Origin of the sequence: Actinoallomurus sp. NBC_01490, assembly GCF_036227085.1 — a bacterium.
Taxonomy (GTDB): Bacteria; Actinomycetota; Actinomycetes; order Streptosporangiales; family Streptosporangiaceae; genus Actinoallomurus; species Actinoallomurus oryzae.
Genome location: NZ_CP109433.1, coordinates 7,588,527 through 7,611,541 on the forward strand (window position 1 = coordinate 7,588,527; position 23,015 = coordinate 7,611,541).

Sequence of the window (23,015 nt, forward strand, 5' to 3'; positions counted from 1 at the left end):
TCATACGTTCAGCCGGACCACGGGTCGTAGTCGATCTCCAGTGGTTCCTGCGGTGGGCGTTCGTTCTCGGGGACGTGCTGGAGGTTGATCCGGATGCGGTACCAGACCGAGCTGCGGCCGCGCATCCCATCGGTCAGGATGTCGGCGGCCTCCAGACGGCGCACCACATCGGGGTGGCGGGCCTTCCAGCGGTCCAGCGCCGCCAGTGCCTCGTCCTTGGTACGGGCGCGGGCGATTTCGATGAGGGGCATCGTCGGCTGCCGGCGGCCCTTGCCCTTCGGGGGCTTCTCCGCCGGGCCCAGGCGTTCGGCCAGCTCCAGCAGCGGTTCCAGGGAGCCCGCGGTGCCTTCCATGTCCGCCCAGGGGTCGCCGATGGACGCGTACCGTCCGGGGACCGTGGTCATGGTGTACTCCCCGGGACGGCAGCCGGGCACCTCATCCCAGGTGAGCGGGGTGGACACACGAGCGTCCCCGGTCGGCCGTACGGAGTAGGCCGAGGCGACCGTGCGGTCCTTGGCGTTCTGGTTGAAGTCGACGAAGACGCCCTGCCGCTCCTCCTTCCACCAGTGGCTGGTGGCCAGGGCGGGGGCGCGGTTCTCCACCTCGCGGGCGACGGTCTCGGCGGCGAGCCGTACGTCGCGGTAGGGCCACCGGGGATCGATGCGCGTGTAGATGTGGAATCCGCGCGAGCCGGACGTCTTGGGCCACGCGGTCAGGCCGTGGTCCTCCAGTACCTCCTTGGCGACCAGGGCGACCTCCACGATCTGTCCCCACGGGACGCCGGGCACCGGATCGAGGTCGATCCGCAGTTCGTCGGGGTGGTCGAGGTCCTCCGCGAGCACCGGGTGCGGGTTGAGGTCGACGCAGCCGAGGTTCACCACCCAGGCGAGCTGCGCGGCGTCCCGGACGACGACCTCGTCGGCCGACCGGCCCGACGCGTACTGGAGCCGCGCCACCTCGATCCAGTCCGGCCGCGTGGCCGGGGCGCGCTTCTGGAAGAAGGCCTCCTCGTCGATCCCCTTGACGAAACGCTTGAGGATCATCGGCCGGCCCGCGACGCCGCGCAGCGCGCCGTCGGCGACGGAGAGGTAGTAGCGAACGAGGTCCAGCTTCGTGTGACCGCCGGAGGGGAAGACCACCTTGCCCGGGTTGGTGACCGTCACCTCACGCCCGGCGACCTCCAGGACCTGCGACTTCGGCATGCGCTCACCATAGATCGCCACGTGCGCGGAAAGAACACCCGTCTCGGGAGTGACCTGCTCCCGACACCTACATTATACCAAAAGAATCGCATTTAAGCGACCATTAACGGGAAATGCGAAAATCAATTTGGTCCGCTATATTCGCGGCCATGAATTCCACGGAAAGGACCTTCGTCACCTCGGCCGGGCTGCGCCTGTGGACCGAACGGTCCGGCGCTCCGGAGGATCCGGCGATACTGCTGATCATGGGGACCGCCACACCGGCGATCGGCTGGCCCGCGGAACTCGTGGAGACGCTCGTCGGCGGCGGACACCAGGTGCTCCGCTTCGACCACCGGGACACGGGCCGGTCCGACTGCGTGGACTTCGCCACGCACCCGTACACGCTGGCGGACCTGGCCGCCGACGCCGTCGCCGTGCTCGACGGGCACGGCGTCACCGCCGCGCACGTCGTGGGGGCCTCCCTCGGCGGCGCGATCGCCCAGTGGCTCGCCGTGCACCGCCCCGACCGGGTCCGTACGCTGACCGCGATCATGTCGGGCCCGATGGGCGCGGACGCCGGTCCGGCCTGGGCACGCGCGCTGGCCGGGCAGACGCCCGACCCCGACGACCTGCCGCCGCCCGCGCCCCGGTTCCTGGAGCACCTGGCCCGGAAGGCTCGGATGCCGCGCACGACCCGCGAAGAGCGCATCGCCGCGGACCTGGAGACCTGGCGCGTGCTGAACGGCGACGTGCTGCCCTTCGACGAGCCGGCCGCCCGGCGGCTCGTGGCCGACTCCTACGACAGTGCCGGCGACCCCGCCGCGGCGGCCAACCACGACCTGGCCTCCCGGCGGATGACCGACGACCGGCGCGTCCCGCTGTCGTCGATCACGGCGCCGACACTGGTCGTGCACGGTACCGAGGACCCGCTCCGGCCACTGCCGCACGGCGAGGCGCTCGCCGCCCAGATCCCCGGCGCCCGGCTGCGGACGGTTCCGGGCATGGGGCACACGTTCCTCTCCCCCGGCCTCCCCCGCCGGGTCGCCGAACTCCTCCTGGAACACACGATGGTTTGATGGACGGTCATGAAGGGGTTCGCCCGCCGGGAGTTCCAGCTCGTGCTGCTGCGGCGCATGGCCGACTACCAGCCCGACCTGGTGGCCGGGGCGATGCGTTCGCTGGGGGCCTCGCGCACCGAGATGCGACAGGTGAACGCCCGCTGGCAGCGGATCCTGCGGTCGCGGGCCTTTCCCGGCGGTGAGCGCCGGCTGCGCCTCGTGCTCGGGCCGCCCGCCGACGGCGCCGAGCGGACGGTGGGCGACGTGACCTGCCGTACGGACTGGTGGGACCTGCCGCTCTGGCCCGATCTGCGGTTCGAGGCCCTCATCGGGCCCGGCGGGTCGGTGCTGCACGAGTGGCTGGTCCGGCCGGAAGGGGCTCCGGGACCGCGGATCGACGGCGTCGCGGACCTGACGCCGTGGTCGTGTGTCGTCTCCGACGTGGCGGAGCGCTTCCCGCCGGCCCGCCACCAGGCCGACACGGTGCCGAGCCGGTGGCAGGTGGGCTTCACGGCTCCGGGCGAGAACGCCGCCGCGCGCTCGTACGTCGCCCATTTCGTATGGGGACTGTTGCAAACCGTGGAGCCGGACGGTCCCCGTGCCGTGTCGCTGTGAGGAGACTTCATGCGAGTGTTGGGACGCCCCCGCCCCGTCCGTCCGGGCTCAGTTCGGGTTGATGCGGCCGATGGACTTCCAGTTCCCAGCGGATGAGACATGGCGTCGTCGAAGATGCGAGGCCGATATCTCCGAGTAAAAACAAGGTTACGCGGCGCAATGCCATGGTCGCGTTCGTGAAAATCGTTGTGTCCGTGAAACTCCGGCCGACCGCCGAGGTGGCGACGGCTTTGGGTGATGAGCTTTATGGGTGCAACGAGGGCGCCAATTGGGTGCCTGAAGTCGCCTATGAGCATTTCGGGCTGACGGTGCGTGAGCATGCACTGCGGAAGCTGGTGTATGCCGGGCTGCGTGAACGGGGCATCAAGTCTGCCGCCGCGCAGCAGCTCATCAAGAAGGTCGTGGACGCCTACACGACGCTGCGCGCCAATATCAAGGCCGGGAACCTCGGGCCGGGGAACTCCAAGCGGCGCCGCAAAGCCGAGTCCAAGCCGATCATCTTCCGTGCTGATGCGGCGCAGGCGTACGACCACCGCAACATGGGCTGGGACATCGACGCCCAGACGGTAGCAATTACGACTCGGCAGGGGCGCATGAAGGGCATACCGTTCGTCTGTTCCCCTGGGGCATTGAAGACCCTCGCTGCGTACCGCAAGGGCGAGGCTGATCTGCTGTGTCGTGACGGCGCGTGGTATCTCATCGCCACCTGCGAGGTGCCCGAGCCGGAGATGTACGAGCCGGACGAGTTCATCGGCGTAGACCTCGGCATCGAGAACATCGCCACCACCAGCAGCGGCTACAAGGCCGCCGGACGCGAGCTCAACCGCTACCGCAGACGGCAGCAGCGCTTGCGGGCCAGGCTCCAGAAGAAGGGCACCAAGTCCGCGAAGCGGCTCCTGAAGAAGCGTTCCCGCAAGGAAGCACGGCGGGCCAGGGACATCAACCACTGCATCTCCAAGAGGATCGTGACCGAGGCTGAACGCACCGGGCGAGGAATCTCTCTCGAAAAACTCAAGGGAATCCGCGACCGGGTACGGCTCCGCAGGCCCCAACGGGTCACCTTCCACTCCTGGGCCTTCGCCCAACTCGGGGAGTTCATCGTCTACAAGGCCCGCAGAGCTGGTGTGCCCGTGGTCTTCGTCGATCCCCGGCACACCTCCCAAACATGCTGCGAGTGCGGCCACACGGACGAAAAGAGCCGCGTGGACCAGAGACATTTCATTTGCCGGGGCTGCGGCGTCGTTGCGCACGCGGACCGGAACGCTTCCCACAACATCGCCCAGCGAGGCGAGACCGTGTGGAACGCGGGGCGTAAGTCACGCGTCCCGGCCACCAGCTCATAGGTCTGATGGCCAAGACGCGGGAGGCAACCTCACAGCCAGCGAGGCCCTACCTGCAAGCTCGAAGCTTCACACGAGAAGCTGACAGAACTACCGCCGCGGATGTCGGCGGGCACTTCTACGAGCATGCCGACCTGACCGAGGTGCGGCGGATCGCGGAGCCGGACTTCATCACCGTCGCCGACGCGCGCGAGCCTCGACCCGCTGATCCGGCCGCTGCCCGGCTGACGGACCGGCTCAGCCCGGGATGAGCCGCTCGCGCAGGAACTCCACGACCCGCTCGCGGGCGGCGAGGGCCGGGTGGCCGGGCTCCTCGCGCACCTCGGCGGTCAGCACCGAGTGCGCCGCCCGGCCGAAGCCGCCGGCGTTGCCCGGCGAGGAGTCCAGCTCGATGATCTCGAACGCGTCACCGAGACGCTCCCGCAAGGTCGCGAAGCGGTCCGGCGGGCACATGCGGTCGGCGCTGAAGCGCAGCCCGAGCAGGCACAGGCCGGATCCGGTCGTACGGTCGGCCACGGTGGCGAGTTCGTCCTGGGAGAGCCCCGGATCGCGCCGGCGGGCGCCGCTGACCGGGAAGGGCACCGCCGGCTGGCTGAGCACCGAGGCCAGCACGACCTCGTCCACGGCGGTCGCCAGGGCGAACCCGCCGGTGAAGCACATGCCGATGACGCCGACGCCGGGACCCGGCGTGCGGGCCGCGAGATCGCGGGCGAGTTCACGCAGGTAGTCCGCGACGGGCCGGTGGGCGTTGGTCGCGAAGGCGCGGAACTCGGCCGACACGCAGAGCCGGGCGATCGTCCCGGCGGAGTACGGGCCGGTGACCGGCCGGCCCGGCGTGCCGAACAGCGACGGGATGGCGACCGTGAATCCCTGTTCGACCAGGTGATCGGCCAGGCCGAGTACCTCGGGCGAGATGCCTGGGACCTCCGGGACGAGCACGACACCGGGTCCGTCGCCCTTCTCGTACACGTCATGCGTGATCCCGGCCCCGGTGAACGGGGCACTCTTCCAGCCGCTGAGCTCCGAAGTCGGCGCCGAACCCGTCACGATGCCTCCCTAGTCGTCGCGTGTCCGGGTCATCATCGCGAACCGGGCAGGGCGCGTCGAGCGGAATCGGTTTCCTCCTCCGGCCACGGGAACCGTCGGGCGGCGATTCACGTCTCATTCGCTGATGCCGGGCAAATCGTGGGAAAGCAACAGCATTCGCAAGGGGACCGGTGTCACGCTCATCGTGGCGTCGCTGATCTACGCGGGCTGGATCGTCGCCGACCTCACCGTTCGCGACCTGTGGGTGTCGCTTCCCTTCCTGCTGGCGAACGCCTTCCTCATCGGCCTGCTGTTCGTCACCGTGTACGACAACTGGAACCGGCTGCCGCTCGCCGTCGCCGCGCCGCCCGACCTCGCCGAACCGTACGTCGCCGTGCTCGTGCCCACCTACAACGAGCCCCCGGCGATGGTGCGGCGGACCCTGGAGAGCGTGCTCACCCAGCGGTGGCGCCACGACCGCCTCGTCGTGGTGATCGGCGACGACGGGCACCGCCCCGCCGTACGGGCGATGGTGGAGGACCTGCGACGGCGCTTCCCGACCGCGCCGCTGCACTACCACCGTCCGCCACGCCGGCACACGCCGGAGCGACGGGGCGACGCCAAGGACGGCAACCTCAACTCCATGCTGGACTTCGTCGTCCGCGCGTACCCGGAGGTCGAGTTCGTCGAGACCCGTGACGCCGACGATCTCGTGGGCGACCCGGACTTCCTGCGGCACACGGTCGGGCACCTCGTCCGCCATCCGGGCATCGCGTACGTGCAGACCGTCAAGGACGCGCACGTGAGCCCCGGCGACCCGTTCGGCAACCGGCGCCGGTTCTTCTACCGGGGCATCATGCTCTCGCGGGCCGCGGCCGGGGCGGCGTTCCCCTGCGGCAGCGGGCTCGTGTGGCGGCGGTCGGGCCTCGAGACGATCGGCGGCTTTCCCACCTGGAACCTGGTCGAGGACCTGTACTCCGGCTACCTCGCGCTCCAGCACGGCCTGCTCGGGGCGTACCTGCCGATCGACGGGGCGGTCGGCCAGGTCGCGCCCGAGGACCTGCCCAACGTCCGCAAGCAGCTCGGCACCTGGGCGATGGACACCATGAGGATCTTCTTCTGGAAGTCGCCGCTGACCGCGCGCGGCCTGTCGTTCCGGCAGCGGCTGCAGTTCCTGGAGGTCGGGCTGTTCTACCTGTCGAGCGTGCCGACGCTCGTGCTGATCCTCACCCCGGCGTGCTGCCTGCTGTTCGACGTGCGCATGTTCTCCCAGCACGTCGTCGCGCACGTCGTCTACTCGGCCGGGTACGTCACGCTGCTTGCGGTGTACATGTACGTGCTGGGCAACGGCACGTCCTGGCGCGAGGTCGTGCGGGCCAAGCAGATGTGGGTGGGGCTGATGTTCGTCTACATCTCCGCCTGCCTGCGCGCGCTGCGGTACGGGCCGCGCCGCAAGCCGGCGTACCGGGTCACCCGCAAGGACCGGCGGGCCGGGCTGTACCTCAAGGAGGTGGCGCCGCACATCGCCCTCGTCGTGCTGCTCGCCGCGGCCATCGCCCGCCACCTGCTGTCGCGCTCCGGCTGGCACCGGCTCGACCTCGGCTCGATCTTCTGGGCGGTCAGCTACGGGACCCTCCTGTGCGCCTTCATCCGTCGGAGCTGGTACGGGCTCGGAGAGCCGCCGCCCGCGCCCGCCGCCCCTGCCACCGAACCGGCCGCCGACGTCGGCGAGACCGCGCTGAAGGGCTGACCCATGACGCCGAGAACCTACTCCGAGCGCCTCGGGCGGATCACGGACCGGCAGCTCCAGGCCGCCCTCGACCGTCATCGGCTGGGCCGCCTCGTCGACGCCGAGCCGATCCCGCACGGGCACTTCGGGCAGAACCTCTTCCTGCGCAGCACCGGCGGCGAGTACGTGCTGCGCGGCAACCCGTCGTTCCCGGGCCAGTTCGCCACCGAACGGTTCCACGTCGAACTGCTGGCCGGGGCGACGCGGGTGCCGGTCCCGACGCCGTACCGGATCGACCCGGACCCCGGCGTGTTCGGGTGGAGCTACGTCATCATGCCGCGCATGCCCGGTCTCCAGCCGTCCGCCCCGGAGGTCCGCGACCGCCTGGGCACCGCGGAGAAACACGGCATCGCGCGGGCGCTGGGCGCCAACCTCGCGGCGATGCACGCGGTCACGAGCGACCGGCCGGGCCGGTTCGCGGCCGAGACCGGAGCGGCCGGGCCGCTGGAGGCGCCCGGCGAGTCGACCTGGAGCGCCGGGCCCCGCAGGCCGTGGACCGGCCCGTACGCCCGGTGGGTCGCCGAGCGCGTCACGCACCGGCTGGAGACGGCCCGCGGCCACGACGGGAGCGCCACCACCCCCGCCGACCTGGCCTGGGTACGCGGGCTCCTCGCCGACGGCGCCGAGGCGATGGCCGAGCCGTTCCGGCCGTGCCTCGTCGTGGAGGACTACAAGGAGGGCAACCTCGTGGTGACCGGCGAGGGCGCCGACTGGACGGTCAGCGGCGTCTTCGACCTGGTCGAGTGCTACTTCGGCGACCCGGAGGCGGACCTGGCGCGGACGGCGTGCTCCTATCTCGACGAGGACCCCTCCCTGGCCCGCGCCTTCCTCGGCGCCTACCTGACGGCGCGCCCGCCCCGGCCGGGGTTCCGCCGGCGCGCGACGACCTACCTGCTCCAGGACCGCGCGCTGCTGTGGGAGTTCTTCCAGCGCAACCACCTGCGCTGGTGGCCGGAGACGTGGACGTTCCGCGACTGGGCGGGCCGCTACCTGTCCCTCCTGGAGCCGGTTCTGAACGCCGGCGGAAACCCGGAGACGGAGGTCCGGCCCGGCGGATAATGAATCGGGTGACGAGCCGACGGAACCCCAGCGAGGTCGCCGAGCGACTCCACCTGCCGCCGGAGGCGGCCGCCCGGGTGCGCGGGCTGGACGGCGAGACGCCGCCCGAGCCGCGCCTGCCGCCGTACGCGGAGGCGCCGGCGCTGCTCGACCGGCTCGCGGTCGCCCCGCGGGACGCCGCGGAGATCCTCGCGGGCTGGCCGTCCGGCGACTGGCCGCCCGAGCTCGGCTGGCTCCTCGGGAAGGTCGTCGCCGCCGTGCGCGCGGACCTGGGCGGGGCCGCGTGGCTGGTGCCGGGCCCCTCGCTGCCGCGTGACCGCGGTCCCGCCTGGCGGCACTTCTACGTCTACGCCTACCTCGCCCTGCTGAACGACGTGCGCGCGTACCACGCGCGGCACGGCGTCCCGGACGACGTCTCGTGGACCACGCTCGCCGACCTCGGCCGCAACCTCGCCATCGACCGGCGCATGAACGGCGAGGGCTGGCCCGTGATGCTCCAGTGGCTGACCCTGCACGTCCGCGGCGGCATCTACGAGCTGGGCCGGCTCCAGTTCCAGCGGCGGCAGACCCCGGAGTCGCGGGCGTTGGCGCTGCACATCCCCCGCTCCGGGCCGCTCACCCCGAGAGCGTGCGACACGTCGTTCGCGTGGGCACGGGAGTTCTTCCCCCGGCACTTTCCGGACGAGCCGTACGACGAGGTGACGTGCGGCTCGTGGCTGCTGGACCCGACGCTCGCGGAGTACCTCCCCGCCGACTCCAACATCCTCCGCTTCCAGCGCCGCTTCGAGCTCCTGCCGGGCGGCGAGGACGGCACCGAGGACTTCCTCCGCTTCGTGTTCGGCACCCTCGCGACACCGCTGGACGAGCTCACGGCACGGACCTCGCTCCAGCGCGCCGGGCTCGCCCACCTCCGCGCGGGCGGCCGCTGGCTCAACCGCAAGGGCCGGATCGCCCTGAACGGCCGGCCGTGAGCGTCCGCCGACGCGGAGCGAGCGACCGGCCGGAGGCTCTGGGGCAAGGGCTCTCCGCCGACGAGCGGCCCTGGAGGCCGCTCCGGCCCGCACCGCTTGAGCCCCTGTTCGCCAAGGGGACTCGGTACCGGCTCGAACACGGCGCCGAGGTGGTCGTCGAGACGCATCAGGCGGGCGCGTTGCGCATGACCTCCGGGAAGCCGGCCGCCGCCGACCCTGGTTGGCCGCACCCCGACGTCGCGCCGTTCACCGCCGCCGGCGAGTACCCCGTAAAGCTCTCGCTCATCGTGGAAGAGACCTACGAGGACACCTTCGCGGACATCGCTCGCTGGTCAGTAGACGGCCAGGCCGTAGGCGTTGAGGATCTCGATGATCGGCTGGAAGAACGTGACGCCGCCCGAGGTGCAGTCGCCGGTGCCGCCGGACAGGATGCCCAGCAGGGTCGAGCCGTCGTACAGTGCGCCGCCGCTGTCGCCCGGCTCGGCGCAGAGGTTCGTCTCGATCAGGCCGTTCACCGGGTGCCCTCGGCGTAGTTCACCGTCGCGTTCAGGGCCAGTACGGTGCCGCAGTGCACGCCGGTCGTACCGCCCCGCATGCAGACGTGCTCCCCGACGTACGCGCTGCCGGCCCTGGTGATGTCCTGCTGGCCGACCGTGCCGTCGTGGGACACGTTCCCGGTGTAGCGGACGATCGAGTAGTCGTTGCCCGGGAAGCTGGTGCCGGCGGTCGGGCCGATGAGGGCGCCGCCGAGGGTGTACCAGGTGCTCGCGGCCGTTCCGCAGTGTCCGGCGGTGACGAAGTAGTACGCGCCGCCGCCCGTGACGTTGGCGCCCGCGGTGCAGCGGTATCCGCCGCCGGTCACCGGGTCGCCGCCGCTCAGCCGCAGGCCGAGGACGCCGTCGATCCGCCGCAGCCGCACGGCGTCGCCGTAGGGCCTGGTCGCGGCCTCGACCCGGTCGAGCCGCGCGCCGGTCACCGTACGGTCGGCGAGCACGACGACGGTGTCCGAGCGGGGGTCGAGCAGCCAGGCGGTGCCGGGGACCGCGCCCAGCGCCCGGGCCACCTGCCGGGCACGCGTCTCGCCGGAGGCCGTGTCCGCCCGTGCGGCGGCCGGGACGAGCAGCGCGGCGGCGACCAGCGCGATCACCGCGCCGATTCCTCTTCCGATCCGACGACGCCGTGGTCTCACGTGGTCCTCCTCATGCGCCGGCACGCGCGGCGGGGTGCGCGTTCCCGGCCATAGTGTGAATCCGCGCCCAGCCGCCGTACAGGTCCGTCCGAGACCGGTTCGGGCCAGGTCACAGGCCACCTCGGACGATCACCGAGGAGAGTGGATTCCGGTCCGGGACCCGGTGGGGTAAACCGAACCCCGAATCCTCGTGATCGCACGATCGCGCCCACCGGGCGCGCGCCGGGACCATGAACGCGTCCGGACCTCAGCGGAGCCGTCCACGCGGTACGGCTCCCTGGAGGAGGCGTCCCCGACCCTGACCTCGGCCGCCGCCGAGCACCGCGGCCGGCCCGTCCGTGAGGAGAGCACGTCATGACCACCACCGTCGACCGTTTCGCCGCCGCGTCGCGGATGGAGTGGATCAAACTGCGGACCCTGCGCTCGACGTGGTGGACGCTCGCGGTCACGGTCGCCGGCGCCACCGGGATCGGGGTCGCGGTGGGCGCGAACAGCAAGGACGCGTCCGCCGACCTGACCAACAACGTGCTCGCCGGCGTCGCGCCCGGCCTGCTGCTGGTCGGTGTCCTCGGCGTGCTGACGATGACCGGCGAGTACTCCTCGGGGATGATCCGCGCGACGCTCGCCGCGGTGCCGGACCGCCCGCTGCTGCTGGCCGCCAAGGCGACGGTCTTCGGCCTGGTGACGCTCGTGCTCGGCGAGGTGACGGCGTTCGTCGCGTTCCTCGCCGGCCGGGCCGCGCTGCACGGCCGGCCGGTCGCACCGGGCCTCGGCCAGCCGGGCGTGCTGCGCGCGGTCGTGCTCTCCGGCGTGGGCATCGCGCTGATGGGGTTGTTCGGCCTCGGGCTGGGCGCGATCGTCCGTCACTCGGCCGCCGCGCTCGCCACGTACGTCGGCGTGGTCTTCGTCGCCGGGCAGCTGCTGCTCGCCGTCGCGCCCGCGGCGGTCCGCTGGGTGCCGCTGGCCATCGTCGGCGACTCCCTCGGCGTGTCCCGGACGGCGGCCGGCGACCTGTCGCCCTGGACGGGGCTGGCGGTGCTGTGCGGGTACGCGGCGGTGGCCCTGGGCGCCGGTGCCTGGTCGCTCACCCGCCGCGACGGGTGAGCGGCGGTCAGGACTCCTGCGGGGGAACGGCCGTGTAGGCGGCGGTCGTGCGGGCCGCCGCCCCGCGGGCCTCCTCTTCCGGTGCGCCGCCGGCGATGTGCGCCTCGCACCAGCGCTCACTGCTCACGGTCATGAAGCGCCGGGCCTCGTCCGAGGCGGCCCACGCTGCGCCCTCGGCCGGGTCGAAGGTTCCGCCCGAGGACAGGTGGAGGTCGAGGCCGAGCAGCCCCATCTCCCATCCGATGCCGACCGCGCCCGGGCCGAACTCGGTCCAGTGCTCGTCCACCGGGATCGTGTGCTCGAGCTCGAACCGGGTGCCGCCCGCCGGCTCCGGGACGAAGCGGACCTCGATCCGGCTGTGCCCGCCGGCGAACTCCCACGTCGTCGCGAAGCTCTCCGGCGGGGCACAGCGCTCGATCGTGCCGCCCGCGTTGCCCTCGAACTGGAATCGGCCGCCCTCCTTCAGCTCGCCGGAGATCGGCAGGAACCAGCGCGGGATCCGCTCGGGGTTCGTGCAGGCGTCCCACAGCTCGTCGACGGTGGCGTCGTAGGTCCGGGTGAGGGTCACGACGCGGGCCTCGCCGGCCTCCAGGACGCGGTCGCCGACGGTGCGGGTGACGCTGTTGAGCTGCTCGATGACGTCGATCACTGTTCCTTCTCCTTCGGCTGACGGCGCTCGCGCCGGCCTCGGACCAGTTCGGTGGCCAGCGCGTCCAGGTGCGGCGTCCAGTAGCGACGGAACCGGTCGAGCCACTCGTCCACCTCGCGCAGCGGGGCGGAGTTCACCGCGTAGAGTCGCCGGGTCCCCTCGGGCCGCACGGTCGCGAAACCTCCGTCGCGCAGCACCCGCAGGTGCTGTGACACCGCCGGCTGAGAGATGCCGAACTCCTCCTGGATGACCGCGCAGACGGCACCGGAGGTCTTCTCACCGTCGGCGAGAAGCTCCAGGATCCGCCGGCGCACCGGGTCGCCGAGAACGTCGAACGCGTGCACGGCGGCCACGCTATCGGCAGCCGCTTATATAAGTCAACGCGAATATTAGTCCGCCGCTATGACGATGTCGCTGACCAGGCCGAAGTGATCCGAGGGCCACACGCCTGCGGTAGGCGTGGCGAAGGCGAGTTCGGTGTGGCGCGGCTCGCCGAGCAGGCCCGTACGGCCGGTGAAGATGTAGTCGATACGCCGCGACGGCTCGCGGGCCCGGCGGGCGTAGTCGTTGACGCGGGAGAACGTCTCCCCCGCCGACCCGTCGCCGCCGTGGATCCACGCGTCCGCGAAGCACACGCTCTCGCCGTCCACCACGTGCAGGCCCCGCAGATAGCGGATCTCGTCGGCGTCCGGCTCGGCGTTGAAGTCGCCCATGATCACCGGTGGCAGGTCGCCGGTGAGCTCGGCGGCCCGCGCGGCGATGAACCGGACCTGCGCGAGGCGTGCCGCTCCGTGATCGCCCTGCCAGTCCAGATGGGTGACGAACACCGGGAGCAGGCCGGCGGCCGACTCGACGGCGGCGTACAGCAGCGCCCGCTCCTCGGCGCCCGGCGGGGTGGGCAGCGGCAGGACGCGCTGCTCGCGGATCGGCAGCCCGCTGAGCAGCGCGTTGCCCAGGACGCCTTCGTCGAACCGCGCGGCGGGCGCGTACGCGACCTCGTACCCGAGCCCGGCGGCGATCGGCGCGGCCTGGCACGAACCCGACCGTTCGTCGCGCATGACCTCCTGCAGGCCGACGAGGGCCGGCGAGAGCCGGGCCGGCTCGGCCTGGATCAGACCGAGCCGGTCCTTCCAGGGGCCGCGCCGGCCCCAGAGGTTGAGCGTCGCGACGCGTACGGTCGTCATCCGGCCGGGCGCAGCCGCAGGGTCAGCACCTGGAACGGGCGGAGGGTGAGCGGGACGCTCCCGTCGCCGTCGAGCGCCACCGGCCGGTCCGGCAGCGGCCGCTCCAGCAGGTCGGTGACCTCTACCGAGGCGACCGGGAACGACGTGTGCAGCCGCGTGCTCGCCCGCCCGCCGAGGGACTCGTACACGCGCACGACGACGTCACCGGACCGGTCGTCGGCCAGCTTGACCGCCTCGACGGAGGCCGCGTCGCCCTCGACGGACACCAGCGGCGCCGGTCCGGACCCGCCGGCGGTCACCCGCAGGGGCAGGTTGAGCGCGTACCCGCCCGCCACCGCGCCGGCGACGGTCGCCCCGGGCAGCAGGGTGTGCGACATGCGGTGCCGCCCCTGGTCGGCCTCGGGGTCGGGGCTGCGCGGCGCGCGTACGAGGCTGTAGCGGGCGGTCGTCGTCGTGCCGCCGTCCTCGCGGGTCGTGCGGGTGACGTCGTGGCCGTACGTGGCGTCGTTGGCCAGGGCGATGCCGTAGCCGGCCTCGGCGAGGTGGATCCAGCGGTGGCAGGAGATCTCGAACCGGGCCGAGTCCCAGCTCGTGTTGGTGTGCGTCGGGCGGTGCACATGGCCGAACTGGATCTCGGCCGCGGACCGGTCGGCGTGCACATCGAGCGGGAACGCCAGCTTGAGGATCTTCTCCCGCTCGTGCCAGTCGATCTCGGTGTCGATCCGCACGGCGGGGCTGCCGGCGGTCACCGTGATCGTCTGGGTGATCCGGGAGCCGCCGAACGAGCGGTCCACGCGCACGGAGGCGACCAGCGGTCCCTCGTCCACCACGGTCACGGAGTCGGCGTCGGTGAGGTCGGTGTGCCGCCGCCGGTAGTGCCGGTCGACGTCCCAGGCGTCCCAGTGGTTGGGCAGGTCGGTGTGCAGCTGGAGCAGGTTGCCGCGGGCACCGGGTGCGAGCAGCTCACGATCGGCCACGAGGTCGCGTACGGAGGCCAGCAGGCCGTCCGCGTCGACCTCCACCCGGACGAGGCCGTTGTCGAGGACGCGCCCGTCCACCGTGACCGGCTCGGGCGGTGCCGAGGCGCCGAGCGGCGCCGTCCCCGAGCCCGGGACCTCGGTGAACACCGCCACCGACCCGTCGGCGAGCGTCTGGGCGGCCGCGTCCGGGGCGAGTTCCGCGGGTACGGTCACGACCTCCGCGCGCGCCCGCGGGCTCGTGTTGAACACCCGCCCGGGGCCGCTCTCCCCCGCCAGCGCGGCCGTCGCGGCACGCGTGATCTCCTCCAGCTCGGCGTGCACCCGCGCGTAGGTGGCCTCCGCCTCCCGGTGCACCCAGGCGATCGAGGAACCCGGCAGGATGTCGTGGAACTGGTGCAGCAGCACGGTCTTCCACAGCCGGTCCAGGTCCTCGTACGGGTAGTCGAAGCCGGCGGTCAGCGCGGCGGTGGCCGCCCACAGCTCCGCCTCGCGCAGCAGGTGCTCGCTGCGTCGGTTGCCCGCCTTCGTCCGCGCCTGGGTGGTGTACGTGGCGCGATGCAGCTCCAGGTACAGCTCGCCCGTCCAGACCGCCGCGTCGGGGTACTCCGCGCGGGCGGCGGCGAAGAACGCGTCCGGGTTCTCCACCACGACCTTGGGCGATCCTTCGAGGTCGCGCAGCCGCCGGGCCTTCTCCAGCATCTCCCGGGTGGGGCCGCCACCGCCGTCGCCGTGGCCGAACGGCAGGAGCGAGCGGGTGCCGCCGCCCTTGTCGGCGTAGTTGCGCACCGCGTGGGCCAGCTCGGCGCCGGCGAACGTGCCGTTGTAGGTGTCGGCGGGCGGGAAGTGGGTGAAGATGCGCGTGCCGTCGATGCCCTCCCACCAGAACGTGTGGTGGGGGAACTTGTTCGTCTGGTTCCAGGAGATCTTCTGGGTGAGGAACCACTCGTTGCCGGCCAGCACGGCGAGCTGCGGGTACGCCGCGGTATAGCCGAACGAGTCGGGCAGCCACACCCCGCGGGTCTCGACCCCGAACTCCTCCAGGAAGAACCGCTTGCCGTGGACGAGCTGACGGGCCAGCGCCTCCCCGCCCGGCAGGTTGCCGTCGGCCTCCACCCACATGCCGCCGACGGGCGCCCACTGCCCGGCCTTGGTGGCGTCGCGCATCCGCTGGAAGATCTCCGGGTAGCGGTCGCGCACCCAGGCGTACTGCTGCGCCTGCGAGCAGGAGAACACCAGCTCGGGGTAGTCCCCGGCGAGCGCGGTGACGTTGGCGAAGGTCCGCGCGGTCTTGCGCTGGGTCTCGCGGATCGGCCAGAGCCAGGCGCTGTCGATGTGCGCGTGGCCCGTGGCGGAGATGGTGTGCGCGCTCGCGTGCGCGCGCCGGGAGAGCACCTCGGTCAGCGTCGCGCGCGCCCGCGCGGCCGTGCCGGCGACATCGTGGATGTCCAGCTCGTCCAGCATGCGTTCGAGCGCGCGCAGGATCTCGTGGCGGCGCGGGTCGCCGGTGGACAGCTCGTGCATCAGCTCCGACAGCACCTCGACGTCGAGCCGCAGGTGCCAGACGTCCTCGTCGAGCACGGCGAGGTCGGCGCCGCCGAACCGGTAGAGCGGCTCGTCGCCGGCGGTCGCCAGGTCGCCCAGGGGCGTCGGGACGAACCCGTCGCCGAGGATGTCGGGGTTGGCGGCCATCTCGACGAGCAGGCCGACCTCCTCGCCGCCGGTCACGGCGTCGCCGACCGGGACGTACTGGTTCAGCGGCTCGATGCCCTTGATCGGCCGGCCGTCGAGGTCGTGCACGAGCCCCTCGGCCTGAAAGCCCGGCCCGCGGCCGGTGAACCCCAGGTCGAAGACGGCCTCGACGCGGCGGCCCGCCCACTCCGCCGGCACGGTCGCGGTGGCCCGCAGCCAGCTCGTCGCCCAGGCGCGGCCCCAGCGGTCGCCGGGCGCGAACGGGGTGTACGCGGCGGCGAGGGCCTCGGCGACCGGCACCGGCTCGCCTGGAACGTGCCAGACCTCGGCCGTCATCGGCAGCCGCTCGGCGTACGTCGCGGGCGCGAGGCGTTCGCGCACCACCCGGTCCAGCCGGTCCTCGACCTGCCTGCGATCGTCGTGCATCAGCGATCCGCCTTCCCGCGTAGGTACCCGAGATGAGGAGAGTCCGTCTCGTAGCGTTCGAGGAGCCGTCGCGCCACCGCGACCGAGTCGACCAGCGGATGGGTCGCCAGCGCGCGCAGCGCGGCGGCCCGCGAGCCGGTGGTGGCAGCCGTCAGCACCGCGCGCTCGACCGCCTTGATCGTGGTGACCAGGCCCAGCGCGTGGCCCGTGAGGGGGTCGGCGGTGACCGGCCGGGCGCCGTTGCCGTCGACGAAGCAGGGCACCTCGACCACCGCGTCGTCGTCGAGACCGGCGAGGGCACCGCGGTTGCGCACGTTGAGGATCAGGGTGGTGCGCTCGTCGTGGGCGATCGCGCGCATGAGCGCCAGGGCGACCTTCTCGTATCCCCCCGACTCCAGGTCGCCGGCCGCACGCTCACCGGCGCCCGCGGCCTCGCGGTTCTCGGCCATGTAGGTGGACTCGCGTGCCCGCCGCGTGGCCTCCCACGCTTCCAGCGCGGATCCCGGACCGCCCGCGGGGCGCGCGTAGAAGTCGCGCTGCTGCTCGAGCACGAGCGCGCCGCGGCTGCGCTCCGCGGCGCGCATCGCCGCGACCGCGTCGCGGTTGAAGTCGTAGTAGTGCAGGTACTCATTGGGGATCGCGCCGATCGCGCGCAGCCACTCGGCGCCGAACAGCCGGCCCTCCTCGAAGGAGGTCAGCGCCGCCTCGTCCGCCAGCAGGTCCGGCAGCACGTCGCGGCCACCGACGCGGACGGCCCGCAGCCAGCCGAGGTGGTTGAGGCCCGCGTAGTCGAACCAGGCGATCGCCGGGTCGACGCCGAGCGCGGCGGCGACGCGCCGGCCGAGCCCGACCGGCGAGTCGCAGATGCCGATCACCCGGTCGCCGAGGTGCCGGGACATCGCCTCGGTCACCAGGCCCGCCGGGTTGGTGAAGTTGATGACCCAGGCGTCCGGCGCGACCGCGGCGACCCGCCGGGCGATCCGCACCGCGACCGGGACCGTGCGCAGGCCGTACGCGATGCCGCCCGCGCCGACCGTCTCCTGGCCCAGGACGCCTTCCTCCAGGGCGATGCGCTCGTCGGCGACCCGCCCCTCCGTGCCGCCGACGCGGATGGCGGAGAAGACGAAGTCGGTGCCGGTCAGGGCCTCGTCGAGGTCGGTGGTCGCCGTCACCGACGGGGGGTCCGGGACCCCGGCGGCCTGGTCCGCCAGCACCCGGCCGATCACCGCGGTGCGCGCCGGATCGAGGTCGTGCAGGACCACCTCGGTGACGCGTCCCTTGCCCTGGTCGGCCAGGAGGGCCCGGTAGACGAGCGGCACGCGGAATCCGCCTCCGCCCAGGATGGTCAGCCTCATGCTCGGATCACCATGCGAGCACGGTAGCGCGCGTGCGACCGGTCCTCGTCGCCGCGCACGGCGGTCTGTGTCCTGGCGTTCGGCCGGCGCTCCTCATCTCCCGGACATTAGAACCTGACTACACGTAAAGGATCAACGCCTCTCCCGGCTTCGGGGCCGGGTCACCCGCCGGAGATGGTGCGGAGAATGCCGGCGACCGCGGCGGCCACTCCGTCGCGCGCGGGCCGGAGGTACTTGCGGGGATCGGTCAGGGCGGGGTCGGCGAGCGCATCGCGCACGGCGGCGGTGAAGGCGACGTTGAGCTGGGTGCCTACGTTGATCTTGGTGAGGCCGGCGGCGACGGCCTGCCGCAGGTCCTCGTCCAGGACGCCGCTGGAGCCGTGCAGCACGAGCGGGACGGGCACGGCGGCGCGGATCTCGCCGACCAGGTCGATGTCGAGGCGCGCGGCCTTGACGGTCATCGCGTGCGAGCTGCCGACCGCGACGGCGAGGGCGTCGACGCCGGTGGCGGAGACGTACTCCGCGGCCTCGGCCGGCTTCGTACGCGCGGTCGGCGAGTGCACGCCGTCCTTGCCGCCGACCTCGCCCAGTTCGGCCTCGAGCCAGAGGCCGTTGGCGTGGGCCCAGTCGGCGGCCGACCGGGTGGCGGCGACGTTGTCGGCATAGCCGAGCCGCGACGCGTCGTACATCACCGAGCCGAAGCCCGCGTCCGCCGCTCGGTGCAGCAGGTCCAGGTCGTCGACGTGGTCGAGGTGCAGGGCGACCGGGACGCCGGCGGTCTCGGCGAGCCGGGCGCAGGCCGCCGCGAGCGGCTCGACCCGGCCGTCGTGGTAGCGGACCGCGTTCTGGCTGATCTGCAGGATCACCGGGGCGCCGGCCAGCTCCCCGCCGGCCACGATGCCCTCGGCGTGCTCAACGGTGATCACGTTGAACGCTCCGACGCCACGGCCGGCGTCGCGCGCGGCGGCGACCAGCTCGCCGGTACCGGTCAGGGACACATGCCCTCCATCGAAAAAGAGCTCTGAACTGGGGGTTGACGATTCCAACGAATCCCAACTATAACCATGTAATCCCGAATTAACCAGGATGAAACGCAACTTCGATTGGTGGCTCACCGTGCCTGACCTGCTGGTTGGCCTCGATGTGGGGACCAGTTCCGTCAAGGCCGCCGTCTGTACGGCCGAAGGCCAGGAGCTCGCCCACGGAAGCGCTCCGCTCGCCTGGCGCACCGTGTCCGTCGGGACGGCTCTCGGGACCGAGACCGACCCCGGGCAGGTGCTGTCCACGGTACGTGCCGCCCTCGCCGACGCGCTGGCGCGGGCACCGGAAGGCCAGGTCATCGGCCTGGGCGTGGCCGGCATGGCCGAGTCCGGGGTGCTGCTCGGGCCGGACGGCCGGCCGGTCGCGCCGCTCATCGCCTGGCACGACAGCCGCGACCGCGACCAGGCCGCACGGCTGGCCGACGACCTCGGCGAGGAGGAGTTCGCGGCGGCGACGGGCCTGCCGCTCGGCACCCAGTGGTCGCTCACCAAGCACCGCTGGATGCGCGAACACGACGCCCGGATCGAGCGGGCCGTGCGGCGGCTGAACGTCGGCGAGTGGGTGGTGTACGCGCTGGGCGGCGAGCAGGCGTCGGAGTACTCCCTCGCCTCGCGCACGGGCTGGCTGCACCTGCGCGACCGGACGTGGTGGGAGCCGACGCTGGAGTGGGCGGGCGCGGACCGGTCACTGCTCCCGCCGCTGGTGCAGGCCGGGACGCCGCTCGGCCGGGCCGCCCCGGACCGGGCCGGCGACCGGCTCGCCGGCGCCGTGCTCACCGTCGCCGGGCACGACCACCAGGCGGCCGCCGTCGGCGCCGCCGCCACCGGAGACGGCGACGTCCTCGACTCGTGCGGCACCGCCGAGGCGCTCGTGCGCACGGTGCCGGCGCCGCTGCCCGAACCCGCGGTCGTCGAGCTCACCCGGCACGGAGTGACCGTGGGCTGGCACGCCCTGCCCGGCCGGCTGTCCGTCCTCGGCGCCACGCGCGGCGGCCTGCTGCTGCAGCACGTTCTGCGGCTGCTCGGCCGGGAGCGCGACGACCTGCCGGAGCTGGACCGCGCGGCCCTGGAGACGGATCCGGGACCGCTGCGCGTCCGGCTCGCCGACGACGGCACCGCGACCATCTCCGGCGCCGGGCGCGACGGAACGCCGGCGGCCGTCTGGCGGGCCGCGCTGGATGAGGCGACCGCCGAGCTGGAACGCCTGCAGCAGATCATGTCGGCCGCCGCGGGCCCGTACGGGCAAGTGGTGATGACCGGCGGATGGGCGCACAGCGAGGCGATGGTCGAGCTGCGCCGCCGGGCCTTCGGGGGCGCCCGGCGGAGCACGGCGGTACAGGCGGGCGCACGGGGCGCGGCGCTGCTGGCCGGTCAAGCGGCGGGCGTGCGCCCCGCCACCACCAGTCCGGTCCCCCGGGCGGGGTCCTGAGGACCGGGTTCACCCCCAGGCATGGCGAGGAGAGAGTTCATGAGTGAGCGAAGCGAGCGAATCAAAGAACACGCGTGCCCGGTCACTCCTCCGACGAAGGAGGGCTCATGAGTGAGCCGCTGCTTGAGGCCCGCGGCATCCAGAGGAGCTTCGGGCAGGTCCACGCGTTGCGCGGCGCCGACTTCACGGTGCACGAAGGCGAGATCGTGGCCCTGATCGGCGACAACGGCGCGGGCAAGAGCACGCTGGTCAAGATCCTTTCCGGGGCCGATCAGCCGGATGAGGGGCAGATCCTGGTCGACGGCGGGCCGGTCTCGATGCCCAGCCCGCACGCCGCCCGCGACCTCGGCATCGAGACCGTCTACCAGGACCTGGCGCTCGCCGCCGACCTGGACCCGGCGGCCAATCTCTTCCTCGGTCGCGAGATCTTCCGGTCGGGGCTGCTCGGCCGCCTGGGCTTCCTCGACAAACGCGCGATGGCCCGCGACACCGCGAACGAGATGGCCCGCCTCGGCGTACGGCTGAAGGACGCCACCGCGCCGGTCGCCGCGCTGTCCGGCGGGCAGCGGCAGAGCGTCGCGGTGGCGCGGGCCGCGATGTGGGCCAGCCGCGTGATCTTCATGGACGAACCGACCGCGGCGCTCGGCGTCGTCCAGACCGAACAGGTCCTCCAGCTGGTCCGCCGGGTCCGGGACGAGGGGATCGCGGTCGTGTTGATCAGCCACAACATGCCGCAGGTCCTGGAGGTCGCGGACCGGGTCGAGGTGCTGCGGCTCGGCGCCCGGGTGGCGCGGTTCACCGCGGCCGACGCCACCGTCGACGACCTCGTCGCGGCGATGACCAGCGGAACCACAGAGGAGCGTGCCGCATGACGACCGTCGACTCCAGCACCACGACGCAGGGACCGGCGCCGGCGTCGGCCTGGCGTTCCCTCGGTGACCGCGTGCGCCACGGCGAGACCGTGCGCATCTTCGGCGCGCTGGTGATCCTGTGCGCGGTCTTCTCGGTCCTGCGCCCGCACGCGTTCCCGACCACGGCGAACATCGTCAACATCGCCTCGGACGCGTCGGTGCTGCTCGTCCTCGCGGTCGGCGGGACGTACGTCATCCTCACCGCCGGAATCGACCTGTCCGTGAGCGGCGTGCTGGTCTTCGCGGGCGTCATCTCCGCCAAGATCATGGCCGCGCTCGGGGGCCAGTCGGTCGGCGTGCTGCTCCTGGGCCTGGCCGCCGGGCTGGTGGCCGGGCTGGCGTGGGGCCTGATCAACGGGGTGCTGGTCGCCAAGGCGCGCATCCCGGCGCTCATCGTCACGCTGGGCACGATGGGCGCCTCCCAGGGCGCCGCGCTGCTCATCACCAACGGCGTGGACGTCCGCGACGTGCCGTTCAACCTGGTGCTCAGCGTCGGCTCCGGCAAGGTGGCCGGGGTGCCGTGGCTGGTGGTCATCGCCCTGGCCGTGGCCGTCGTCGGCGGCGTCGTCCTGTCGCAGACCAGGTTCGGCCGGTACACGTACGCCGCCGGCTCCAACGCCGAGGCGCTGCGCCGCACCGGTGTCGCCTCCGCCCGCCATCTGATCAAGGTGTACGCGGTGGCGGGGACGCTGGCCGGCCTGGCCGGGTACCTGTCGCTGGCGCGGTTCGCCACCACCACCCTCGGCGGTCACGCGACCGACAACCTGTCCACCATCGCGGCCGTGGTCATCGGCGGTACGAGCCTGTTCGGCGGTCGCGGAACCATGATCGGCACGGTCATCGGCGTCTTCATCCCGACCGTGCTGCAGAACGGGTTCGTCGTCCTCGGCGTCCAGGCGTTCTGGCAGCAGGTCGCGGTCGGCGTCGTCCTCATCGCCGCCGTCTACCTCGACCAGATGCGACGGGCCGCCCGACAACGGCCCTAGGCAGCTCTCCCTCATTCGGAATCTCACGGAGGAACGATGCACACCACGAAGGTGCTCGGAGTGGCGGCGGCGCTCGCTCTCGGGCTGGCCGCCTGCAGCAGCGGGAACAGCGGAGGCGGCGGCGGGTCGACCGGCGACATCAAGGGGAAGACGATCTCCTTCGTCCCCGGTGTCTCCGGCGACAGCTTCTACATCACCATGCAGTGCGGCATCCAGGCCGAGGCGGCCAAGAACGGCCTGAAGGTCGACATGCAGGCGCCGCAGCAGTTCGACGCGTCGCTGCAGACCCCGATCGTCAACGCCGTCGTCGCCAAGAAGCCGGCCGGGATCCTGATCGCCCCGACCGACGCCAAGGCGATGGTGCCGCCGCTGCTCCAGGCCAAGCAGGCCGGCATCAAGATCGGCCTGGTCGACACCACACTGGCCAAGGACGGCATCGCCGGCTCCAGCGTCTCGACCGACAACCTGGCGGCCGGCGCCGCCGCGGCGGACGCCCTGGCCAAGCTCATCGGCCAGAAGGGCAAGGTGCTGGTGATCGCGTTCAAGGCGGGCGCCTCCACCTCGGACGACCGTCAGCACGGCTTCGAGCAGGAGATCAAGAAGTACTCCGGCATCAAGTACCTCGGCGCGCAGATCAACGACAACAGCCCGGCCAAGGCCGCCTCGATCATCTCCGCCACCCTGTCGGCCAACCCCGACCTGAAGGGCGTGTTCGCCACCAACCAGTTCGCCGCCGAGGGCGCGGCGACGGGTCTGCGCAACGCGGGCAAGCAGGGCACCGTCAAGACGGTCGGCTTCGACGCCGGGCCGGTGCAGATGCAGCAGCTCAAGCGCGGTGACGTCCAGGCGCTCGTGGCCCAGCAGCCGTACCAGATCGGCACGCAGGCGGTCGACCAGCTGGTCGCGTCGCTGACGGGGAAGAAGCCCAACGCCAAAATCGGGACAAGCACCACCACGATCACCCAGGATGACCTGTCGAAACCGGCAGGTCAGCAGGCCGCCTACAAGACGTCCTGCTAGGGGGTCGCACC

The 23,015-nt window shown here is 72.4% G+C and carries 22 protein-coding genes; 12 read left to right on the plus strand and 10 right to left on the minus strand.

What is annotated here, in order from left to right; all coding sequences use genetic code 11:
* Positions 1–8 precede the first annotated feature (8 nt).
* Positions 9–1,202 (minus strand): DNA polymerase domain-containing protein, encoded by a 1,194-nt coding sequence (locus OG417_RS35060; RefSeq protein WP_329238008.1) that lies wholly within the window; start codon positions 1,200–1,202, stop codon positions 9–11.
* A 149-nt stretch (positions 1,203–1,351) separates the two neighbouring features.
* On the opposite strand from OG417_RS35060, the gene OG417_RS35065 reads away from it, so the two are divergent.
* The 4 genes from OG417_RS35065 (at position 1,352) to OG417_RS35080 (ending at position 4,448) form a co-directional block, all read left to right on the plus strand.
* Positions 1,352–2,260, plus strand: a complete 909-nt coding sequence (locus tag OG417_RS35065) for an alpha/beta fold hydrolase (protein ID WP_329238011.1) — start codon at positions 1,352–1,354, stop codon at positions 2,258–2,260.
* Positions 2,261–2,269: 9 nt separating this feature from the next.
* Complete coding sequence (locus OG417_RS35070) at positions 2,270–2,857, plus strand: hypothetical protein (RefSeq protein WP_329238013.1); 588 nt, start codon at positions 2,270–2,272, stop codon at positions 2,855–2,857.
* A gap of 164 nt (positions 2,858–3,021) precedes the next feature.
* The gene (locus OG417_RS35075) at positions 3,022–4,200 is read left to right on the plus strand and encodes an RNA-guided endonuclease InsQ/TnpB family protein (RefSeq protein ID WP_329238016.1); all 1,179 of its coding nucleotides are present in this window, start codon (positions 3,022–3,024) and stop codon (positions 4,198–4,200) included.
* Positions 4,201–4,205: 5 nt separating this feature from the next.
* Positions 4,206–4,448, plus strand: a complete 243-nt coding sequence (locus OG417_RS35080) for a hypothetical protein (protein WP_329238019.1) — start codon at positions 4,206–4,208, stop codon at positions 4,446–4,448.
* Here OG417_RS35080 and OG417_RS35085 read toward each other — a convergent pair.
* Positions 4,435–5,244, minus strand: a complete 810-nt coding sequence (locus OG417_RS35085; protein WP_329238021.1) for a dienelactone hydrolase family protein — start codon at positions 5,242–5,244, stop codon at positions 4,435–4,437. The two genes, OG417_RS35080 and OG417_RS35085, sit on opposite strands and share 14 nt — an antisense overlap.
* 124 nt (positions 5,245–5,368) lie before the next feature.
* Between OG417_RS35085 and OG417_RS35090 the strand changes: the two genes are divergently transcribed.
* Genes OG417_RS35090 through OG417_RS35100 form a run of 3 tightly spaced genes read left to right on the plus strand, consistent with a single transcriptional unit; the run spans position 5,369 to position 9,042 of the window.
* Positions 5,369–6,973 (plus strand): glycosyltransferase, encoded by a 1,605-nt coding sequence (locus OG417_RS35090; RefSeq protein WP_329238023.1) that lies wholly within the window; start codon positions 5,369–5,371, stop codon positions 6,971–6,973.
* Positions 6,974–6,976: 3 nt separating this feature from the next.
* Complete coding sequence (locus OG417_RS35095) at positions 6,977–8,071, plus strand: phosphotransferase family protein (protein ID WP_329238025.1); 1,095 nt, start codon at positions 6,977–6,979, stop codon at positions 8,069–8,071.
* Between the two features lie 8 nt (positions 8,072–8,079).
* Positions 8,080–9,042 carry an acyltransferase domain-containing protein gene (locus tag OG417_RS35100; protein ID WP_329238028.1) on the plus strand — a complete coding sequence of 321 codons (963 nt, stop codon included), beginning with the start codon at positions 8,080–8,082 and terminating at the stop codon, positions 9,040–9,042.
* A 332-nt stretch (positions 9,043–9,374) separates the two neighbouring features.
* Here the strand turns inward: OG417_RS35100 and OG417_RS35105 are convergent, their stop codons facing one another.
* A complete protein-coding gene (locus tag OG417_RS35105; protein ID WP_329238033.1) occupies positions 9,375–9,557 on the minus strand; it encodes a trypsin-like serine protease in 183 nt (60 codons plus the stop codon).
* Positions 9,554–10,189 carry a S1 family peptidase gene (locus tag OG417_RS35110; RefSeq protein ID WP_329238036.1) on the minus strand — a complete coding sequence of 212 codons (636 nt, stop codon included), beginning with the start codon at positions 10,187–10,189 and terminating at the stop codon, positions 9,554–9,556. Before OG417_RS35110 ends, OG417_RS35105 begins: the two co-directional genes overlap by 4 nt.
* Positions 10,190–10,585: 396 nt before the next feature.
* Between OG417_RS35110 and OG417_RS35115 the strand changes: the two genes are divergently transcribed.
* Complete coding sequence (locus tag OG417_RS35115) at positions 10,586–11,335, plus strand: hypothetical protein (RefSeq protein WP_329238039.1); 750 nt, start codon at positions 10,586–10,588, stop codon at positions 11,333–11,335.
* Between the two features lie 7 nt (positions 11,336–11,342).
* Here the strand turns inward: OG417_RS35115 and OG417_RS35120 are convergent, their stop codons facing one another.
* The 6 genes from OG417_RS35120 to OG417_RS35145 form a co-directional block, all read right to left on the minus strand.
* Positions 11,343–11,984: an SRPBCC family protein gene (locus OG417_RS35120; protein WP_329238042.1), complete on the minus strand. Its 642-nt coding sequence runs from the start codon at positions 11,982–11,984 to the stop codon at positions 11,343–11,345.
* Positions 11,981–12,328: an ArsR/SmtB family transcription factor gene (locus OG417_RS35125; protein WP_329238046.1), complete on the minus strand. Its 348-nt coding sequence runs from the start codon at positions 12,326–12,328 to the stop codon at positions 11,981–11,983. The genes OG417_RS35120 and OG417_RS35125 overlap by 4 nt, the downstream gene beginning before the upstream one ends.
* Positions 12,329–12,373: 45 nt before the next feature.
* Positions 12,374–13,168, minus strand: coding sequence for an endonuclease/exonuclease/phosphatase family protein (locus OG417_RS35130; RefSeq protein WP_329238049.1), 795 nt, complete (start codon positions 13,166–13,168; stop codon positions 12,374–12,376).
* Positions 13,165–16,263, minus strand: coding sequence for an alpha-mannosidase (locus OG417_RS35135; RefSeq protein ID WP_329238052.1), 3,099 nt, complete (start codon positions 16,261–16,263; stop codon positions 13,165–13,167). Before OG417_RS35135 ends, OG417_RS35130 begins: the two co-directional genes overlap by 4 nt.
* Complete coding sequence (locus tag OG417_RS35140; protein WP_329238056.1) at positions 16,263–17,618, minus strand: 6-phospho-beta-glucosidase; 1,356 nt, start codon at positions 17,616–17,618, stop codon at positions 16,263–16,265. Before OG417_RS35140 ends, OG417_RS35135 begins: the two co-directional genes overlap by 1 nt.
* 161 nt (positions 17,619–17,779) lie before the next feature.
* Positions 17,780–18,616 carry a class II fructose-bisphosphate aldolase gene (locus OG417_RS35145; RefSeq protein ID WP_329238059.1) on the minus strand — a complete coding sequence of 279 codons (837 nt, stop codon included), beginning with the start codon at positions 18,614–18,616 and terminating at the stop codon, positions 17,780–17,782.
* Positions 18,617–18,734: 118 nt separating this feature from the next.
* On the opposite strand from OG417_RS35145, the gene OG417_RS35150 reads away from it, so the two are divergent.
* From OG417_RS35150 to OG417_RS35165, 4 genes are all read left to right on the plus strand, one after another.
* On the plus strand, positions 18,735–20,087 hold the full coding sequence (locus OG417_RS35150; protein WP_329238063.1) for an FGGY-family carbohydrate kinase: 1,353 nt from the start codon (positions 18,735–18,737) through the stop codon (positions 20,085–20,087).
* Positions 20,088–20,194: 107 nt separating this feature from the next.
* Entirely contained in the window at positions 20,195–20,959 is a 765-nt protein-coding gene (locus OG417_RS35155) for an ATP-binding cassette domain-containing protein (protein ID WP_329238066.1), read from the plus strand.
* Positions 20,956–21,984 (plus strand): ABC transporter permease, encoded by a 1,029-nt coding sequence (locus tag OG417_RS35160; RefSeq protein ID WP_329238068.1) that lies wholly within the window; start codon positions 20,956–20,958, stop codon positions 21,982–21,984. The genes OG417_RS35155 and OG417_RS35160 overlap by 4 nt, the downstream gene beginning before the upstream one ends.
* Before the next feature lie 36 nt (positions 21,985–22,020).
* Positions 22,021–23,004 (plus strand): ABC transporter substrate-binding protein, encoded by a 984-nt coding sequence (locus OG417_RS35165; RefSeq protein ID WP_329238070.1) that lies wholly within the window; start codon positions 22,021–22,023, stop codon positions 23,002–23,004.
* The last annotated feature ends 11 nt before the right edge of the window (positions 23,005–23,015 follow it).